We start from the raw sequence: 15,498 nt of genomic DNA on the forward strand, positions 1-15,498 counted from the left end.
ATACCGGTCTTTTCGCCCGCTTTCTTTCATTGAATGGAGCACATCCAGTGACACTTTCTTCAGTCGATGTCAAACCTGAAAAGCTGCTCGCGGACGGTCATTTGAACGACGCGTTGCAAGCGTTGGCCGCGAAAGTGAAAAACTCGCCGGCGGACGCGACGCTGCGCGTGTTTCTGTTTCAGTTGCTTGCGTTGCGGGGTGACTGGGAGCGTGCCGGAACCCAGTTGACCGTGGCGGGCGAACTGGAACGACAAAACGCGTTGATGGTCGCCGCCTACCGCGCGGCACTGGTCGGCGAACGCGAACGCGAAGCCGTGCTGGCCGCCCTGCGTAACCCGGCAACGGTCGGCGAGCGGTCGGAATGGGAGCGCTTGCTGTTGCAGTCGCTGCAACAACTGTGCGGCGGACGGATCGCCGAAGCGCTCGCATTGCGCGCGCGAGCCTTCGACGAAGCGGAAACGGTGCGCGGCAGCATCGACGGCGTGCCGTTCGAATGGATCGCCGACGCAGACCCGCGTTTCGGGCCGTGCCTCGAAGTGATCCTGAAGGACAGCTATGCGTGGGTGCCGTTCTCGCGCGTCGCTGCGCTGTCTTTCGATGCGCCCACTGATCTGCGCGACAAGATCTGGGCGCCGGTGCGAATCACCTGGAAGAGCGGTGATGAGGCGATCGGCTTCGTGCCTTGCCGCTATTGCGGCAGCGAGCGAGGTGAAGACGTCGCGCTCGCGCTGGCAAAGCGTACGGCGTGGACCGATCTCGGCGACGGCTGTTTCGTCGGCGTTGGTCAGCGCATGCTGATCACCGACGTCGACGAATATCCCTTGCTCGACGTGCGGTCGATCACGTTCGAAACAGCTTGAGGGGGCGCACGTCATGGCAGAACTGATGCCCCAGGAGCGTCTGCAGCCGTCGCTGCTCGATCGTCTCACCGATTTCGATCCTGCGCAGCGCGAGGAGAGCCGGGAGCAGCGCGTCATTACGGCCGCGCGCTTGCGCGAATACGTGACACGCGATATCGCGTGGCTGCTCAACTGCACGCGGCACTGGAGCAGCGACGAGCTGACCGGATTCGCGCAGGTGGGTAATTCCGTACTGAATTTCGGTATCCCCGATCTTGCGGGTGCGGCGTTATCGGGTATCGATGCCGAGCTGTTGCAGAACCGGATCCGTTCGGCGCTGCTCGACTTCGAACCCCGTCTGATCGCCAGCACTGTTCAGGTGAGCGTCGAGGTCGACGAAGCGCGCATGGGTAGCCGTTCGCTGCGTTTCCTGATCGAAGCCGACATGTGGGCGAACCCGATGCCGCTTTCTCTCTATCTTCGCACCGACGTCGATCTCGAGACCGGCGTGTTTCACGTGTCGCAACACTTCGGCTGATCGTCATGGACCCACGACACTTGCGCTATTACAACCGCGAACTGCAACACGTCCGCGAGATGGGCGCGGAGTTTGCGAGCGAGTATCCGAAGATTGCCGGCCGTCTCGGGATGGAAGGTCTCGATTGCGCTGACCCGTACGTCGAACGGTTGCTCGAAGGCTTCGCGTTTCTGGCGGCGCGCGTGCAAATGAAGCTTGATGCGCAGTATCCGGTGTTCACGCAGCATCTGCTGGAGATGATCTACCCGCATTACCTGACGCCGATTCCATCGATGGCGGTCGTGCAGTTGTATCCGGATCAAGCCGAAGACCTTCCTGCCACCGGACACCCGGTCGCGCGGCACACGGTGTTGCGCAGTCTCACCGGCTTCGGTGAGCGCACGGCGTGCGAATACCGCACCGCGCACGACGTGACGCTGTGGCCGCTCGCGATCACCGAGGCGAGATACCTGGACACACCTGCGGCGCTTGCCGCCGCTGAGCTCGTGCCGCCGCCGTCGAAAGCCGGGCAGGTCCGCGCGGGTTTGCGCCTGAAGTTCGCAACGCTTTGCGGCGTGCCGGCGAACACGCTCGCGCTCGACAGCCTGCCGGTCTATCTCGCCGGCGCCGACGATCTGCCGCGATGGCTCTACGAGCAGCTGATGGCCAACCGCATCGGCTATACGGTGCGCGCAACCGCGCCGGATGGGCAAACCATCGAGACACAGCATGACGCGTCGGCGCTGCGCGCCAAAGGCTTCGACGAAGATGACGCGATACTGCCCTACGGTGGCCGTTCGTTCAGCGGTTACCGGCTGCTGCAGGAGTATTTCGCGTGTCCGGAGCGTTTCCTGTTTGCCGAGTTCACGGAGCTGCACCCGCTGCTCGCACGTTCGCGGGGCAACGAGTTCGAGATCGTGGTGTGGCTCGAGCGCAGCGTGACGCGCCTGCACAACGCGATCGATGCAGCCAACTTCCGCCTGTTCTGCGCGCCGGCAATCAATCTGTTCGAGCGCCGCGCGGACCGTATTCATGTGCAGCAGGGCGACACCGAGTATCACGTGCTCGGCGACCACACCCGGCCGATGGATTTCGAAGTGCATAGCGTGCTGGAAGTGCAGGGCTACGGCGATCGCCAGGAGCCGGAGCAAAGCTTCCTGCCGTTCTATGACAGCACCGCTCGCACATGGCACGGCGGGCAGGCGGCCTTCTACACGCTGCGCCGCGAGCCGCGGCTGGTCTCGAGCCGCCAGAAGCAACGCGGCGCACGCTCGAGCTACGTCGGCAGCGAAACGTTTATCGCACTCGTGGATGCCAACGACGCGCCCTATGCGACCACGCTGCGCCAGTTAGGACTGCAGCTGCTGTGCACGAATCGCGATTTGCCGCTGCATATGCCGGTGGGCAAGTCGTACACCGATTTCACGCTCGATACCGACGCGCCCGTGTCGTCGATCCGCTGCGTGGCTGGACCGACCCGGCCACGCGCGCCGACCGCGACCGGCGAATCCGCGTGGCGGCTCATCAGCCACCTGCAGTTGAACTATCTGTCACTGCTCGACGAGGAAGGCGAAACGGGCGCGGCGGCGCTGCGCGAAATGCTCGGCCTGTATCACGACGAGTTCGACGCCGCGACGCGACGGCAGATCGAAGGCATCAAGCATGTCGCGGCGAAGCCCATCACGCGTCGCGTGCCGGTGCCCGGGCCGATCACGTATGGCCGCGGGCTCGAGATTACGCTGAGCTGCGACGATGCCGCTTTTGAAGGCAGCGGCGCATTTCTGCTCGCGTCGGTATTGCAGCATTTCTTTGCGCGCTATGTCTCGCTGAATTCGTTTGCCGAGACGGTGTTGCGCACGCTCGAACGAAACGAGGTGGCCCGATGGCCCGCGAATCCCGGCAAGCGCCCGATCCTGTAGTGCTCGAAGCCGCGTTGCGCGCGAGCCCGGAAGATTTCGAGTTCTTCGAGGCAATGCGCCGTCTCGAATGCGCGTATCCGGAACGGCCGCGGTTCGGTCATTCGACCAGGCCGGCCGAAGATCCTGTGCGTCTCGCCCATGCCGCGGCACTGGAATTTCCGTCGCGCAGCATCGCGCGTTTCGAGGCGGGAAAGGCCGGCCGGCCGGCGCGGCTGGTTGGGCTGTTTCTCGGTTTGTTCGGACCGAACGGGCCGCTGCCGTTGCACCTCACCGAATACGCCGTCGATCGGGAGCGGAACGCGAAAGACGCGACGTTCGTCGCGTTTGCCGACGTGTTTCATCACCGGATGCTGAGCCTCTTCTATCGCGCGTGGGCCGATGCGCAGCCCACCGTGCAGCTGGACCGTCCGGAACAGGATCGGTTTCGCACCTATGTCGGCGCGCTGATCGGCATCGCCACGCCGCACCTCGACGCACGCGACGCGCTGCCCGATCAGTACAAGCGCTTTTTCGCCGGGCGTCTGGTGCCGCAAGCGCGCAATGCCGAAGGACTCAGGCGTTTTCTCGAGCACTTCTTCGGTGTGCCGGTGCGCGTGCTCGAGTTCGTCGCCGGGTGGATGCAATTGCCTCGGGACGCGCGTTTGCATATCGGCAAGAGCATGGCCTCGATGGGCCGCGACGCATTGCTCGGCACGCATGTGCGCGGCGCGCAGCAGCGCTTCCGGCTGCGCGTCGGGCCGCTGACCCGCAACGAGTTCAACCGTTTTTTGCCGGGCGGCGACACGCTCCTGCAACTGGTAGCGGCGGTCAAGTTGTATGTGGGCGAAGAGAAGGGGTGGGACGTGCAGCTCGTGCTGAAGAAAGAAGAAGTGCCGCTGACGCATCTGGGTCAGGCGGCCCGCATGGGCTTCAACACGTGGATGGGCCGCTATCCGCAGCACAACGATGCCGACCAGGTCGTGTTGAACCCGGCCGAGTGAAGTCCGGCGTACGCATGTCCGGGCATCTTGCAACTGAACTGGCGACCGCTTCGCGGCCGCCTCTGGTCATACAGGATTGGAATCATGGCTGAAATAAGTCGTGGCGCCTTGTTCGGCAAGCTCAACGCGCTGGCCTATCGGGGTATCGAAAGCGCTACCGTGTTTTGCAGGCTACGCGGCAACCCGTACGTCGAACTGGCGCACTGGATTCATCAGATCCTGCAGCTGCAGGATTCGGATCTGCATCGCATCGTCAGGCATTTCGGCCTGGATCCGTCGCACCTTGCACGCGACGTCACGGTCGCACTCGAACGTTTGCCGCGCGGCAGTACGAGCATCTCCGATCTGTCGGCCGAGGTGGAAGAAGCGGTCGAGCGCGGCTGGGTATTCGCTACGCTGCTGTTCGGCGAATCCCAGGTGCGCACCGGCTATCTGATCGTCGGCCTGTTGCGTACGCGACACTTGCGCCACGCATTGCTCGATGTTTCGGGGGAATTCGACAAGCTACGCGCCGAGACGTTGGCCGACGACTTCGCCGGCATCGTCGAAGGCTCGCCGGAAGACGGCCAGCTTGCCACCGACGGGTTTCGTGCCGGCGCGGTTGCGTCCGGCGAGGTTGCGCCGGGCGAGAGCAGCGGTGCGATGGCGCCCGCGCAGATGGGCAGGCAACAGGCGTTGCAGCAGTTCACGGTCGAGCTGACCGCGCAGGCGCGCGACGGCAAGATCGACCCGGTGGTCGGCCGCGACGCCGAGATTCGCCAATTGGTCGACGTACTGATGCGCCGGCGCCAGAACAACCCCATGCTGGTCGGCGAAGCGGGTGTCGGCAAGACGGCTGTGGTGGAGGGGTTCGCACTGCGCATTGCGCGTGCCGACGTGCCGCCGCCATTGCGCAACGTGCAGGTACGTGCGCTCGATATCGGCCTGTTGCAGGCCGGCGCGAGCATGAAGGGCGAGTTCGAAAACCGCCTGCGTCAGGTGATCGACGAAGTGCAGTCTTCGCGCAAGCCGATCGTCCTGTTCATCGACGAAGCGCATACGCTGGTGGGCGCGGGCGGTACGGCGGGCACCGGCGACGCGGCGAACCTGCTCAAGCCCGCGCTCGCGCGCGGCAATCTGCGCACGATCGGCGCGACCACCTGGGCCGAATACCGCAAGCACATCGAGAAGGATCCGGCGCTGACGCGACGTTTCCAGCCCGTGCAGGTGGACGAACCGAGCGAAGAGAAGACCATCCTGATGATGCGCGGTACCGCGAGCGTGATGGAGCAGCATCATCGTGTGCAGATTCTCGACGAAGCGCTCGAAGCAGCCGTCAAGTTGTCGCATCGCTATATTCCCGCGCGTCAGTTGCCGGACAAGGCCGTGAGCCTGCTCGATACCGCGTGCGCGCGTGTCGCGATCAGCCAGCACGCGGTGCCGGCGAAGATCGACGACACACTCAAGCGGATCGAGGCGCTGGAGACCGAGCAGACGATCATCGCACGCGAGAAAAGCGTCGGCATGGAGGTGGAGGCTCGCGAGTCGCTGGCTGCAGCGACGCTCGAAGCGGAACGGCTGCGTTTGCAGCAGTTCGAAGCCGCGTGGGACAACGAGAAATCGCTGGTCCAGCAGATTCTGGCGTTGCGCGCGCGGCTAGGAGGCGAGGCCGCGCCGGGCGAACGCGCCGGCAGTGCGCGGGAACCGACCGCGCACGGCGACGCGAAGTCCGACGCATCGACGAACTCGTTCGCGCCGCCGGCGCTCGACGATGACACGAGGGCAGAGGTGCTTGCCGAGTTGAAACAACTGCAGGCGCAGCTCGCCGTGCGGCAGGGCGAAAACCCGCTGATCCTGGCGAATGTCGACTACCAGGCGGTCGCGTCGGTCGTCGCTGACTGGACCGGCATTCCGGTCGGGCGCATGGTCCGTGGCGAACTGCGGACCGTGATGAATCTCGCCGACCTGATGTGCGAGCGCGTCGTCGGTCAGGACCACGCGATGGAGATGATCGCCAGGCGCATCCAGACATCGCGCGCCGGTCTCGACAACCCCAACCGTCCGATCGGCGTGTTCATGCTCGCCGGCACGTCGGGCGTCGGCAAGACCGAGACCGCGCTGGCGCTCGCCGAGGCGCTGTACGGCGGCGAGCACAATCTGATCACGATCAACATGAGCGAGTTTCAGGAAGCGCACACGGTTTCGACGCTGAAGGGCGCGCCGCCAGGCTATGTCGGTTATGGCGAAGGCGGAGTGCTGACCGAGGCCGTGCGGCGTAAGCCGTATTCGGTGGTGCTGCTCGACGAAGTGGAGAAAGCGCATCCCGATGTCCACGAAATCTTCTTTCAGGTGTTCGACAAGGGCGTGATGGATGACGGTGAAGGCCGCTCGATCAATTTCAGGAACACCTTGATCCTGCTGACCACGAACGTCGGCACGGATCTGATCGCCGGCCTGTGCCAGGACCCGGAGTTGATGCCGGATGCGCAGGGCCTCGCCAAAGCGCTGCGCGAACCGTTGCTCGAGGTGTTTCCCCCCGCGCTGCTAGGCCGGCTCGTGCCTATCCCTTATTTCCCGCTCAGTGGCGCGATGCTCGCGAAGATCGTGAGACTGCAACTGGACCGCATCAAGCGGCGTATCGAGGATCGCTATCGCGTGCCGCTCGACTATGACGACGCCGTGGCGCAACTGGTCGTGAGTCGCTGCACGGAGAGCGAATCGGGTGGCCGCATGATCGATGCGATTCTGACCAACACGATGTTGCCTGCGATCAGCCGCGAGTTTCTCGCACGCATGATCGACGGCGTCGCGATCGAGCGGGTTGGCGTGAGCGTCGAGGACGGCGATTTTGCGTATCGCTTCGACGAGCGTGCGCCGCTCATCGCCGCGATTCCCGGCATTCCTGATTAGTGTGACCGGGGCGCCGAACGCTGGGGCGGTCGAAAGAAATTGACCTTTACGAGGAGTTCAAAACGTGAAAGCTATTCCAAAGATAATTCATATTATCTGGATTGGCGGCGATATCCCGCAACGAAACCGCGATTGCATCATAACGTTTCCGAGGTTGAACCCCGATTGGGAGGTGAATCTCTGGATCGACGCCAATCAGTTACTGACAGGCGAACGTCGCCGCCAGATCAGCGTACAACACAATGCCAGCATTACGCCGAACCAATGGGATGAGGTGGCTCAACGATTGGGTGAGGACGGGGGCGATTCGGCAACGATGAGATATCTGAATCAGTATCTGAACATGCGCGGCGAGGATTTGCGTGGAATGCGGGGCCGCCAGGTCAACTCGATCATAAACTTCTGCGAGCAGAACAGGCTCAAGCTGCGCGAGGTGCAGCATGATTTGAAGATGGGTAAGAACTCGACGATTTACCGACGCGAATTGGTCAATCGCGGAGCCAACTTCGGTTCGGCCAGCGATATTCTGCGAATCGAGATTCTTCTTCAGCATGGCGGTCTCTATGTCGATACCGACGTCAGCTGCGTCAGTCCCTTGGGGGAAATCATCTGCCACCAGTCTTACCCGCGATTCTCCGCCGTGCATTCCGCCTGGTATCACGGAATAAGCGAGAGCGACTGGGTGAATTCAAACTGGTGGGAACAGCACGTCAGAGACGACCAGACGCCATCGATCAGCAACTCAATCATCGCGAGTCACGCTGGCAGCGGTGGCTTGAAGTCCTACAAATCGCTCATACACAGCAACTTCAGATCGATCAGGAACAGCGATGCTCTGCGAACAGAATATATGAATGACGTCCGGACGAGCACGATCAGAATGACGGGACCAAAGGCAGCGGCGGAGAGTTCAGGCTTCAAAAAGGTCCGGGACAAAATGTTCGAGGAGCAAGTCCGTTCTCAGACCTCGGATCAGAAACTGCAGAACAATCTATTCATGCGAGATAACTGGTACTTCCCCATGCACAAGGTCAAGGACAGTTACTTTCACGATTGGCTTGGCGTATGAGTTCTTCGAGCGAATCCGGGGTCACGTCAATATCGGGTTGATCCATGACACGCAGGACGACCGTCCTGTGGTCGCGAACGACCCGGTGGACAATTCGCGGCAACTGGTCAATAAGGGTTCGGATCCGCTCACTCAGGAGACCTATAAGGAGACCTATATCAAATTCATTTGCGCCATGGCGAAGGAATAGATCGCGTGGGCCGGGTGTTCTGTTTGCCAAAGGGCGTACTAATCGCGCCGGGAGATGGAGCGATGCCAGCAGGCAAAAACCGTCAACCTGGAGGCGTCCGGTTCGCAACAGCGGCGCCGATACCGGTTCCATCACCGCGCTGCGGCTTTCCGTCCAGTACGACTTACCCGCAACGTAAAGAAGGTTCGCAGATCACGTCATGGCCCACGCAATCACACTCACTTCCAGTCTCGGCAGCAGTCTCCTGTTCGCAAACATGACCGCGACCGAGTCGCTCGGTCGGCTGTTTTCATATCGGCTCGAAGCGATCAGCAAGAACGCGGAAGTCGACCTGCGTTCGCTGCTGGGTACGCCGATGACGGTGAAGCTTGTCACGCCGCAAGGCTATACGCGTTACTTCAACGCGATTGTCCGCGAAGGCGAGCAAGGCGGCTTCGTCAACATCGACAACGTGCGCTATGCGGTCTACACGTTCACGCTCGTGCCGAAACCGTGGTTAGCGACGCGTAGACGCGACTGCCGCATCTATCGAAGCATGAGTGTGCCGCAGATCGTCCAGTCGGTACTTGGCGACATCGGCTATAGCGATCTGAAGGTGAGCCTCAGCGGTAGCTATCCGCCGCGCGACTATTGCGTGCAGTACCGCGAAAGCGACTTCGACTTCGTCAGCCGGCTGATGGAGCAGGAAGGCATCTACTACTTCTTCACGCATACGCAGAGCACGCACACGATGGTGCTCGCCGATGCGCTCGGCGCGCACTCGAGCGTGGCTGGCTTCGAGCAGATTCCCTATGCGCCGCCGATCGAGCGGGGCAAGCGCATGAAGGCGTCGATCAGCGACTGGGAGACCTCTCGCGCGGTCAACGCGACGAAGGTGCAACTCGACGACTACGACTATCTGAAGCCGAAAGCATCGCTGCTTGCCACCGAAGAGCTGACCGACATGGAGGACGCGCACAACGTGAGCGGCCTCGACATCTACGACTATGGGTACGACTACGTTGGCTACGATGAGCGTCTGCCCGACGGCCAGCGCTACGCGCAGGTGCGCGCGGATGCGTTGAATGTGCCGCTCGCGATGAGCGCCGGCCACACCGACGCCTGTGGTCTCGCCACGGGTGCGCTGTTCAGGCTCAAGGACTTTCCGCTTGCCGACGCGAATCACGAATACCTCGTGATCGACGCGGTGACGCGGCTCGTCGAGCCGGACTACTCGGCGGGCGGCGGTGGAGACGATGGCGAGGCGCCGTTCAGGTGCGGCTTCAAGGCGATCCGCAGCCGCCAGCTGTTTCGCACGATGCCGACGACGCCGCGTCCGGTGATCGCTGGCCTGCAGACGGCGGTGGTGTACGGCGATACGCCCGAAGACATCGCCGTCGACAAATACGGCCGCGTGCAGGTCACGTTCTTCTGGAATCGTCAGGGCAAACCGAACGCGCGGAACTCGTGCCCGGTGCGGGTCGCGCAGATGTGGGCCGGCAAGCGCTGGGGCGCGCAGTTCATCCCGCGCGTCGGACAGGAAGTGGTGGTCAGCTTTCTCGACGGCAATCCGGACCGGCCGCTGATCATCGGCAGTGTCTACAACGCCGACAACATGCCGCCGTACAACCTGCCGGACAACAAAACCCAAAGCGGTGTGAAAAGCCGCAGCCACGAAGGTGGCGGTAGTGACGACTACAACGAGATCCGCTTCGAAGACCGGATGGGCAGCGAGCAGGTCCTGATTCACGCGCAAAAGGATCTGCGCGAAGAGTCGGAGCACGACCACGATGTACAGGTCGCGCGCAACTACACGCTGACGGCGGGCAACCAGATCAGGCTGGTCACCGGACTTGCCAGCATCACGATGAACAGCACCGGCGAGATCGCGATTCAAGGCACCAGCATCTCGCTTAACGGAGACATGAACGTGACGATGGCTTCGGGTCTTGCGATGGAAATCAACTCGAAAGCGAATCTGAACATGAGTTCGATCGCGGCGATGGAAATCCTGTCCGAGGCCGATTGCCTCGTGCAGTCCACCAACCTGCAGTTGATCGGGACCGCGACGGCGGTACTGGGCGGCGCGGCTCCGATGATCTTATGAGCACGCCGTCGATTTTCGAAGCAGCGCGCCAGATGCGGCTTTCCACGCGCGCGCAAGCGTGCCTGCGGCCGTCGATGGCGGCGCGTTCGGCGGTGCAGACATTGCTCGACGCCGGACATTCAGCCGATGCGTTGAGCCTGCTTGGTCGTCTTCTGCCGCGCCGTTATGCGGTGGCGTGGGCGTGCCAGTGCGGCCGCCGTCAGACGCTCGACGAACACGACCGCGCAGGTCTCGAACTCGCGGAAGCGTGGGTGCGCGATCCCATGGAAGCGCAACGCGCCGCGGCGCTCGCGTTCGCGAAGACGCATCGCTACCAGACGATCGGCGCATGGACGGCTGCTGCCGCAGGTTGGTCGGGCGGCAACCTGAATCCGCAGCACGAGCGGCCGACGCCGCCGCCGGAGCATCTGACGGCGATCGCGGCAACGGCCGCGGTGAGCTACATGGCCGCGCTGGTTCCCGCGCGGTTCGATGCACGCCGTGCCGCGTTCGTGCGCGATGCGCTGGGCCTGCTGAGTGTTCCTGAAGGTATCGATGGAGGTATGCAATGAGCGCCGCGCAGAGGCTGATTCTCTCGATAGAAGGCGAGGGGACTGGCGGCTTCGACGCAAGCCGCGAGCAGGTGTTCGACTGCCGCGATGGCAGCATCGGCCGTTCCGACGAGTGCGACTGGGTGCTGGGCACGGAAGGCGTGTCGCGTCTGCACGCGCTGGTGCGCTACCTGAACGGCATGTATTTCATCGAGGACCGCAGCACGAACGGCATGTCGCTGAACGGCGCGCCACTGCGAAAAGGCGATCCGGCCGCCCTGAAGCAAGGCGACCGCTTGCAGATCGACACGTTCGATGTCAGCGTGCGCTTGAGCGGCAACGGATCGACCGAACCGGACCCGCGGGCCGGCGCGGTCGATCCGGGGCGCACCGCGTCTTTCGGTGCTGCCGCGCCGGCCCCTGCCTGCGCACCGGCGCCTGCGCCTGCGCAAAACAGGGGTCCGCTGGACCTGAGCCTGCTGCTCGCGCCACGGCGCGCCACCCCGGCGCAGGAGCATGCGGGCGAGGCCGAAGGCCTGATTCCGGGCGTCGCCGATGGATCGGCGCCGGGTGCGAGTCTCGATCCACTCGCGTTGTTCGATGTGCCATCGTCCTACGCCGACGAACCGCTGCCTCGTGTGCCGTCCGCGCCCGGTTGGAACCACACGCCTGCGGCGGCCGACCGCTTCCGGCCGCCGCAGGCCGAGGCAGCACGGCTTGGCGGGCCCGTCCTCCCGGAAGACTGGGACGCGAGCGCGAGCCAGGTCGTCGCGCGTTCCGGGCAGGGGCGGATCGAACCTTCTGAAGATGTGTCCATGACGACTGGCGGGATCCCGGCGCTTGTGCCCGCACCGTCGCCGCGACAGCAACGCGTGTCGGGAGATCTGACCGGACCATTCGCGGTTGCGCCAACGCACGCATCGAGGCCGACGCAGGTGCCGCCGCAAAATCAACCGCAGTCGGAAACGCCGATGCATTCGCACGCGTCGCCGGACACAACACCGGTCGTCATCGCTGCGGCAGTTGCAGCGCCGGCAGTGCCTGCGGTTCCGACCGCTCCGCTCGCCTCTGCCGCCCCGTCGTCCGCCGGCGAATACGCTCCCGAATTGATGGAAATGTTCCACATTGCCGTCGACGCGATGATGGACGTGCTACGCGCGCGCGCCGAACTGAAGAACAGCTTCCGGCTGCCCGCGACGTTGATCCAGCGTTCTGAAAACAACCCGTTGAAGTTCGCGCCGACCGCGCAGGAAGCCGTCATGAGGCTGCTCGCGCCGCCCGATGGCGGCTTCCTCCGCGGCAACGCCGCGCTGAACGATGCCGCCGACGACATCCGCAATCACCAGATGGCGATGCTTGCTGGCGTGCGTTCCGCGTTCCAGTCGCTGCTCGCGCATTTCGATCCGGCGAAGATCGAACGGGAAGCCGAAGGCAGCGTGCGCCGTTTGCCGCTCGGTGGCCGGCCGCGTCACTGGGAGCGCTACAAGGAACAGTTTGAAGAAGTCACGAGAAATCCCGATGAATGCTTCAGGCGGCTTTTCGGCGATGAATTCGCGCGCGCCTACGAAGAACAGCTCGGACGCCTGAAAAGGCGGCGCAACGAGCCAACGTAACCAGCCAACGCGACCCGCCGGCGTAACGCGGTGCGGCGAGGCCCGAGGCCGTCGCGACCCGCACTCGTCGCGCGACGTGTGACAACCCCTATCCGGTTCACCGACATGACCCAGAGCAACAAGGTGGTATGGAGCGAGGGCCTGTTCCTCAGGCCGCAGCACATGCAGCAGCAGGAACGCTATTTCGAGCGTTACGTCGAGCTGCGCGCGGGCAATCTGCGTCCGCACGCATGGGGCTTTCACGAACTCGAACTGGAAAGCGATCTGCTCGCAATCGGCAAGCTCGGCATCAAGCGCGCACGCGGCGTGTTTCCCGACGGCACGCCGTTCGCAATGCCCGGCGATGATCCACTGCCGCCGCCGCTCGATATCGATGCGAACTGGCGCGACCAGATCGTTCATCTGACCTTGCCGCTGCGTTCGCCCACGCAGCCGGACAGCGCATGGCCCGGCGCCGGCAGCGATCAACTGTTCCGCTATCGCGTGCGCGAAGCCGAAGTGCGCGATGCGTCGGGCAGCATGGAAGGCGTCACCGCGCTGGAAGTCGCGGGCATGAGCACACGTCTTTTACCCGAATCGCAGCCGATGGAAGGCCTGATGCAGATTCCGTTGGCACGAGTCGTCGAATGCCGCGCCGATCGGCGGGTGATCCTCGACGATGGCTTCGTGCCGACCTCGCAGAGCACTGAAGCGGCCGGGCGGCTTGTCACCTTCCTGTCCGAGCTGCTAGGCCTGCTGCATCAGCGCGGCGAGGCGCTCGCGGGACGTGTGAGCGAGACCGATCGCGGCGGGGCCGCGGAAATCGCGGACTTTCTGCTGCTGCAGGTGATCAACCGCTATCAGCCGCTCGTCGCGCATCTTGCCGAGGCGCCGCTGCTGCACCCCGAAGCGCTTTACCGGCTGCTGCTCGAACTGGCCGGCGAGCTGGCTACATTCACGACGCCGGGCAAGCGCGCGCAGGCTTTTCCGCCGTATCGGCACGAACTGCTGCGCGAAAGCTTCGAGCCGGTGATCGCGGCGCTGCGCATTGCGTTGAGCGCGGTGCTCGAACAGAGTGCTGTCGCGATTCCGCTGCAGCAGCGCAAGTATGGCGTGTGGGTCGGCATGGTGCCCGATCTCACGCTGCTCGATACGGCGACCTTCGTGCTCGCCGCGAAGGCCGACCTGAAGTCCGAAGACATGCGCCGGCAACTGCCGACTCAATCGAAGATCGGTCCTGTCGAAAAGATCCGCGATCTGGTGAACCTGCAACTGCCGGGCATCGGCGTATCGCCGATGGCGGTCGCGCCGCGCCAGTTGCCCTACATGTCGGGCTTCCTCTATTTCGAGTGCGACAGAAACTCGCCGATGTGGCGCATGTTGAAGACGTCCGGCGGCATCGCGATGCACTTCGGCAGCGGCTTCGCCGGTCTCGACCTGCAACTGTGGGCGGTACGCGCATGAATACCACCAACGACCGTTCCGCCGACGCAACCCGGCGCGGCGATGCGACGATGATGCGCCCGCAGCGCGCCGTCAACGGCGATCCCAACGGCGATCCCAACGCCGATCCCAACACCGATCCCAACGCCGACGCCGGCGACGTCACGCGCATCGTGCGGCCGGCATCGCCCACTTCGCGCGTGATGCCGGCAAACCGGCCGTCGCAGCCGCCTGGCCCGCCGCCGCTGCGCGCCGAGCTGGGCGACTTCCTGAGCGGTGTCGCCAATCCGCTCGTCCGTGCGGCCAATCCGCTGCTGCTGCTGACGGTGCAATTGCGGCACAGCGTTGCGCCGCCCACCGACGTCGGCCGTCTGCGCGAACAGGCGGTCGCCCAGGTGCGCAGCTTCGAGCGCTACGCACAGGGCGCGGGCATCGACACGCAAACCATCGTGGCAGCGCGCTACGTGCTATGCACGATGCTCGACGAGTCGGTGAACAATGCGCCGTGGGGCGACCTGAGCGGCTGGGCGCAAAAGACGCTGCTCGTGACATTCCACGGCGAGGCCTACGGTGGCGCGAAGTTCTTTCAGATCCTCGATCGCCTGAGCGTCGACTTCTCGCGCCATCTCGATCTGATCGAGCTGATGTACATCTGTCTCGCGCTGGGCTTCGGCGGACGCTATCTCGTGGAACCAGGCGGCCTCGCGCGCCTGGCCGACATTCAGGATGATCTCTATCGACGCATTCGCGGGCTGCGCGAAGCGCCCGCCGCGGAACTGGCGCCGCATTGGCGCGGCGTCGAAGACCGCCGCAATCCGGTGATGCGGCATGTGCCGATGTGGGTCGCCGCGTCGGCGGCGGCCGTCGTGCTGCTGGGTGCATTCCTGGTGTTTTTCACGAAGCTCAACGCGCTCGCTGCGCCAGTCGGCGCACAGCTTGCCGCAATCGGTCTCGAGAACACGCCGCCGCCGCAAACCGTCGCGACGCCCGCGCCCACGGCCGCGCGCGTAACGCTCAAGCAACTGCTCGCGCCACAGGAACAGGCCGGCCAGTTGAGCGTCGACGAACAAACCGATGGCCGCGCCACGGTGCGTCTCGCCGCCGCCGAACTGTTCCCGTCGGGCGGCGCCGACATCGCGCCCGACGTGGTGTCGCTCCTGCACCGGATCACGTCGGCGCTGAATCAGGTGAAGGGCAGGGTGATCGTCGTCGGCCACACCGACGACCAGCCCGTGCGTTCGCTGACCTTCAAGGACAACTTCGCGCTGTCGACGGCGCGCGCGCAGAACACGCAGCAGATTCTCGCGCAGGGGCTCGACGATCCGCGTCGTCTCGAAGCGAGCGGCGCTGGCTCGTCGCAGCCGATCGCGACGCCGGCCGATCTGCCGGCGAACCGCACGCGCAACCGTCGCGTGGAAATCCTGTATATCCCGGAGCACTGAAC

11 protein-coding genes are annotated in these 15,498 nt (G+C 64.0%); all 11 read left to right on the forward strand.

What is annotated here, in order from left to right; genetic code table 11:
• The first annotated feature begins 47 nt into the window (after positions 1-47).
• The 11 genes from OKW29_RS23245 to icmH all read left to right on the forward strand — a co-directional run bounded on the left by OKW29_RS23245 (position 48) and on the right by icmH (position 15,496).
• Positions 48-860 (forward strand): type VI secretion system accessory protein TagJ, encoded by an 813-nt coding sequence (locus tag OKW29_RS23245; RefSeq protein ID WP_429292757.1) that lies wholly within the window; start codon positions 48-50, stop codon positions 858-860.
• A gap of 13 nt (positions 861-873) precedes the next feature.
• On the forward strand, positions 874-1,377 hold the full coding sequence (gene tssE, locus OKW29_RS23250; protein WP_184029511.1) for a type VI secretion system baseplate subunit TssE: 504 nt from the start codon (positions 874-876) through the stop codon (positions 1,375-1,377).
• A gap of 5 nt (positions 1,378-1,382) precedes the next feature.
• Positions 1,383-3,275, forward strand: a complete 1,893-nt coding sequence (gene tssF / locus OKW29_RS23255; RefSeq protein WP_429292758.1) for a type VI secretion system baseplate subunit TssF — start codon at positions 1,383-1,385, stop codon at positions 3,273-3,275.
• Entirely contained in the window at positions 3,239-4,255 is a 1,017-nt protein-coding gene (gene tssG / locus OKW29_RS23260) for a type VI secretion system baseplate subunit TssG (protein WP_429292759.1), read from the forward strand. Before tssF ends, tssG begins: the two co-directional genes overlap by 37 nt.
• An 84-nt stretch (positions 4,256-4,339) precedes the next feature.
• Positions 4,340-7,144: a type VI secretion system ATPase TssH gene (gene tssH, locus OKW29_RS23265; RefSeq protein WP_429292760.1), complete on the forward strand. Its 2,805-nt coding sequence runs from the start codon at positions 4,340-4,342 to the stop codon at positions 7,142-7,144.
• Positions 7,145-7,208: 64 nt separating this feature from the next.
• On the forward strand, positions 7,209-8,213 hold the full coding sequence (locus OKW29_RS23270; RefSeq protein WP_429292761.1) for a TcdA/TcdB catalytic glycosyltransferase domain-containing protein: 1,005 nt from the start codon (positions 7,209-7,211) through the stop codon (positions 8,211-8,213).
• A gap of 389 nt (positions 8,214-8,602) precedes the next feature.
• Complete coding sequence (gene tssI / locus OKW29_RS23275; RefSeq protein ID WP_429292762.1) at positions 8,603-10,489, forward strand: type VI secretion system tip protein TssI/VgrG; 1,887 nt, start codon at positions 8,603-8,605, stop codon at positions 10,487-10,489.
• On the forward strand, positions 10,486-11,040 hold the full coding sequence (locus OKW29_RS23280) for a DUF6931 family protein (RefSeq protein WP_429292763.1): 555 nt from the start codon (positions 10,486-10,488) through the stop codon (positions 11,038-11,040). The genes tssI and OKW29_RS23280 overlap by 4 nt, the downstream gene beginning before the upstream one ends.
• A complete protein-coding gene (gene tagH / locus OKW29_RS23285) occupies positions 11,037-12,632 on the forward strand; it encodes a type VI secretion system-associated FHA domain protein TagH (protein WP_429292764.1) in 1,596 nt (531 codons plus the stop codon). The genes OKW29_RS23280 and tagH overlap by 4 nt, the downstream gene beginning before the upstream one ends.
• Before the next feature lie 105 nt (positions 12,633-12,737).
• Complete coding sequence (gene tssK, locus OKW29_RS23290; RefSeq protein ID WP_429292765.1) at positions 12,738-14,075, forward strand: type VI secretion system baseplate subunit TssK; 1,338 nt, start codon at positions 12,738-12,740, stop codon at positions 14,073-14,075.
• Positions 14,072-15,496, forward strand: coding sequence for a type IVB secretion system protein IcmH/DotU (gene icmH / locus OKW29_RS23295; protein WP_429292766.1), 1,425 nt, complete (start codon positions 14,072-14,074; stop codon positions 15,494-15,496). Before tssK ends, icmH begins: the two co-directional genes overlap by 4 nt.
• Positions 15,497-15,498: the final 2 nt, after the last annotated feature.

Origin of the sequence: Paraburkholderia sp. CI3 (genome assembly GCF_050436505.1) — a bacterium.
In the GTDB taxonomy this organism is placed as follows: domain Bacteria; phylum Pseudomonadota; class Gammaproteobacteria; order Burkholderiales; family Burkholderiaceae; genus Paraburkholderia; species Paraburkholderia tuberum.